This is a genomic window from Catenibacterium sp. (assembly GCF_052354645.1).
Classification (GTDB): Bacteria; Bacillota_I; Bacilli_A; order Erysipelotrichales; family Coprobacillaceae; genus Catenibacterium; species Catenibacterium mitsuoka_A.
This window is the reverse complement of sequence record NZ_DAWDDM010000209.1, coordinates 1-3625: the sequence shown is the minus strand read 5'-3', so window position 1 is coordinate 3625 and position 3625 is coordinate 1. Positions and strand designations below refer to the sequence as shown.

At 31.4% G+C, this 3625-nt stretch carries 5 protein-coding genes; 2 read left to right on the top strand and 3 right to left on the bottom strand.

Annotated elements, in window-relative coordinates; translation table 11 throughout:
• Positions 1 to 412: 412 nt before the first annotated feature.
• Entirely contained in the window at positions 413 to 946 is a 534-nt protein-coding gene (locus tag ACT8VG_RS08745; protein WP_195921552.1) for a flavodoxin family protein, read from the bottom strand.
• 118 nt (positions 947 to 1064) lie between these two features.
• Between ACT8VG_RS08745 and ACT8VG_RS08740 the strand changes: the two genes are divergently transcribed.
• Positions 1065 to 1286 (top strand): type II toxin-antitoxin system RelB/DinJ family antitoxin, encoded by a 222-nt coding sequence (locus ACT8VG_RS08740; RefSeq protein WP_444195651.1) that lies wholly within the window; start codon positions 1065 to 1067, stop codon positions 1284 to 1286.
• 99 nt (positions 1287 to 1385) lie between these two features.
• On the opposite strand, the gene ACT8VG_RS08735 is transcribed toward ACT8VG_RS08740, so the two are convergent.
• Together ACT8VG_RS08735 and ACT8VG_RS08730 are read right to left on the bottom strand one after the other, a co-directional pair.
• Positions 1386 to 1604, bottom strand: coding sequence for a hypothetical protein (locus ACT8VG_RS08735; protein WP_195921550.1), 219 nt, complete (start codon positions 1602 to 1604; stop codon positions 1386 to 1388).
• 117 nt (positions 1605 to 1721) lie between these two features.
• Positions 1722 to 1847 (bottom strand): hypothetical protein, encoded by a 126-nt coding sequence (locus ACT8VG_RS08730; protein WP_444195650.1) that lies wholly within the window; start codon positions 1845 to 1847, stop codon positions 1722 to 1724.
• A 149-nt stretch (positions 1848 to 1996) separates the two neighbouring features.
• On the opposite strand from ACT8VG_RS08730, the gene ACT8VG_RS08725 reads away from it, so the two are divergent.
• Complete coding sequence (locus tag ACT8VG_RS08725) at positions 1997 to 3349, top strand: MATE family efflux transporter (protein WP_444195649.1); 1353 nt, start codon at positions 1997 to 1999, stop codon at positions 3347 to 3349.
• Positions 3350 to 3625: the final 276 nt, after the last annotated feature.

Here is a 3625-nt window from a genome sequence, read left to right as displayed (position 1 = left end):
GTTATAGTGTCAAATGTTGAGTAGATAAAATATATTACTGCCATCATGCGTTTTATCTGCAAAGAGTCCAATCAAATCACAAACTGCACCACCCTTATGGGTGGTGCATAATTTTTCTACTACTGATGTAATTATGCGCAAATAATCAACGGACTAAAGGATATATTCTATCTTGGAAATGATATTGCCTTTTATTAGAATCACTCCACTTACGATAGTGTTAATGCTTCATAATTGTGAATGGCAATTTAGGAGAAAGATGAATACTGATATCGTTGTATACAGAAACAAATCCATCAAGCATATTTCTAAAACAAACATCCAGATTATTAAAAATCACGAGATCGAATTATACCCCGTGATACATAATAATTAAAGCATAGGAACTCCTATTTATTTTAAATTGCCTTTATTAAATAGAGTTGCCCATTTCATAAGCTTGTTTATATATGTCTTGATCTTTTACTAGACCTGCATCCATGACATTTGTAGCATATAGTCTACCCTTTATTTCATATTCTTCTAGATGTTCTACAAAACCATCTAGATCTCCTAATGATCTTTCTACAATATCTTCACCTAATCCTGCAGAGATGATGTAATAAACATCCTTTTTACCTAAATGCTGCCAGATAGGATAAGTACGATCTATGAATATTTTCATTTGTGCAGTGATTCCATAGAAATATACTGGTGTTGCAAGTACTAATACATCTGCTTTTTGGTAAAGGTCTAATATGCCTGCCATATCATCCTTAAAAATACAAGTACCACCATTTCTCATACAGCCATCACATGCTCTACAAAAACCAATTTTTTGATCCATGATACGTATCATATCTACATGATGTCCTTTGTCTTCTGCACCCTTCTTGAATTGATTACATAGTAATTGTGAGTTTCCATTTCTTCTAGGTGAACTAGATATAATTAATATGTTTTTCATTGTTTGTCATTCCCTTCATTTCTCTTATTTTACTTATATTAATAACGTTTTCAATCTTCGTTCATATTGTGAAAATATATGAAAAAGCATATACTATCACTAGAAAGGAGTTGAACCTATGTATACAAATTTAACAATTAGTATGGACAGTGATTTAAAAGAAAAGGCAGATGTATTATTTAGTGAACTAGGTATGGATCTTAGTACCGCATTTAATCTTTTTGTGAAGGAATCATTGCGAGTGGGTGGTATTCCTTTTGAATTAACACCAAATAAAGAAACTATAGAAGCAATGAAAGAAGCAAAAAGAATTACTTATGATTCTTCTATTAAGGGTTAAGATAATTTAGATGAGTTGTTTGAGGAACTCAAAAGCTAGGCACCATACAGTAATGTATGGTGTTTTCGCATCAAAAAAACATCTCTTGAATTGAGATGTTCATACCTGCATTAAGAATAATACAATAATACTTATAACTATTACAACTACACCCATAATAATAAACATCATAGATGCAAAACTATTATAAATAGGTCTATCTACAAAACAGATTTTAGGATTATCTGGATTATAGTAAACAATCATTTTACTATTGATAGGCCATAGTTTTTCTGCCATCTGACGGACATTTACAATAGTCCCTGATTTGATATGCAAATATCCTTTTTCATCCTCATAATCGTTAGATTTGATTGGTAGTGGTATACCTGATGCTTTGATAGACTTAATTCCTTTATATTTCTTCTTTGTCTTATAAGTTATACCATCTACTATTTATTCCACTACTGGATACATACGTGATTCTCCCGGGAAACTATAAGCAACAACATAACGGAAGTCTACCATAAGCATCTGTTTGATCTTTTGTTTTGTACTCATATTAGAGAGTAATTGATCCACTCTGCTTGTGACATTAACTTGAGATGCATATTAAAAAAAGCATGATATACATGAGATAATATGAGTTACAGTATTTCAACATTTGAAAAATGACTGTATGACTGTAATATATATGAGATAGTAAAAATTATATTAAGGGAGATGGTTGTATGGAAGAAAGGAATAATTTTGCGAAGGGAAAGGTTTCTACACATATATTATCTATTGCAGGACCAATGATCGTAGCACAGTTGATTAATGTACTTTATAATGTGATAGATAGAATATATATAGGTCGTATTCCTCATACATCAACACTAGCTATGGGAGGACTAGGAATATGTCTTCCTATTATTTCTATAGTGATTGCATTTGCGAACTTGTTTGGTATGGGTGGTGCCCCACTTTGTTCAATAGCAAGAGGTAAAGGTAATAATAAGGAAGCAGAAGAGATTATGGGAAATGCGTTCTGTTTGTTAGTACTATTTGGGATAGGTTTAATGATTATTGGTTTTCTTTTTAAAGAGAGGATCTTATGGCTCTTTGGAGCAAGTACGCATACTTTTAAGTATGCGAATGATTATTTGACTATCTACTTATTAGGGACAGTGTTTGTGTTAATAGGATTAGGTATGAATAGTTTTATTAATAGTCAGGGATTTGCGAAGATAGGAATGATGACAGTACTGATTGGTGCTGTATTGAATATTATATTGGATCCAATATTTATATTTGTATTAAATATGAATGTAAAAGGTGCAGCACTTGCAACAGTACTGTCACAGTTTGTATCTGCTTTATGGACAATACACTTCTTAAGAAGTGATCAAACGATACTTAAGCTAAAGAAAGAGTGTATGTATTTAAACCTTTATTATGTAAAGCGTATATTCTCTTTAGGAACTGCAGGATTTATGATGGGTATTACGAATTCTATAGTATCTATTGTATGTAATTCTACTTTACAGATTTATGGTGGTGATCTCTATATTGCGATTATGACTATTATTAACTCTATTAGAGAAGTTGTACAATTACCTGCTCAGGGTTTTGGAAATGCCTCTCAGCCAGTATTAGGATATAATTATGGGGCTAAAGAATATAAACGTGTCTTATCAGCAATACGTTTTGTGACACTCTTATGTTTTGGAACAATGTTTATTATCTGGGTATTAATTACTGCTTTCCCACAATACTTTATTAAAATCTTTACTCATGATCCTCATATTACTAAACATGCAATTCTTTATATTAGATTATATTTTGCAGGATTCTTTATGCAGTCATTACAGATATGTGGTCAATCTGTAGCAGTAGGACTTGGTAAATCTAAACAGGCTATCTTCTTTTCTATCTTTAGAAAAGTGATTATAGTAGCCCCTTTAACTATTATTCTTCCACATTTTATTGGAATTGAAGGTGTGTTTATTTCAGAAGCAATTAGTAATTTTATGGGTGGATGTGCCTGTTATATTACAATGTGGTTAACTATTGGAAAGAACTTAAAAAAAGAGATTCCTTAGAAAAGAGATCTCTTTTTCTATTATTCTTATGTAATACTTGTAAATAATATAAATATAGTACTTTCTCTATTGCATCAAACTAACAGCAAGAATATCATTGTATATAAGATATATAGTAAGGGAAGGAAAAGAATATGAATAAGAAACAGATAATGAAAGCTGCAGGAGCAGTTGTAGTGATTGCAGTAGTAGGTGCTACTACTTATGCGTTAAGTGGCCCTAAACTAGAACTTAAGACTAATAAGGTAAATGTAGAATACGGAACTACATATACAC

Bases quoted from the DNA above. Each gene is read 5' to 3' on its own strand.
- ACT8VG_RS08725 (WP_444195649.1), top strand. From the start codon at position 1,997: ATGGAAGAAAGGAATAATTTTGCGAAGGGAAAGGTTTCTACACATATA.
- ACT8VG_RS08740 (WP_444195651.1), top strand. From the start codon at position 1,065: ATGTATACAAATTTAACAATTAGTATGGACAGTGATTTAAAAGAAAAG.
- ACT8VG_RS08745 (WP_195921552.1), bottom strand. From the start codon at position 946: ATGAAAAACATATTAATTATATCTAGTTCACCTAGAAGAAATGGAAAC.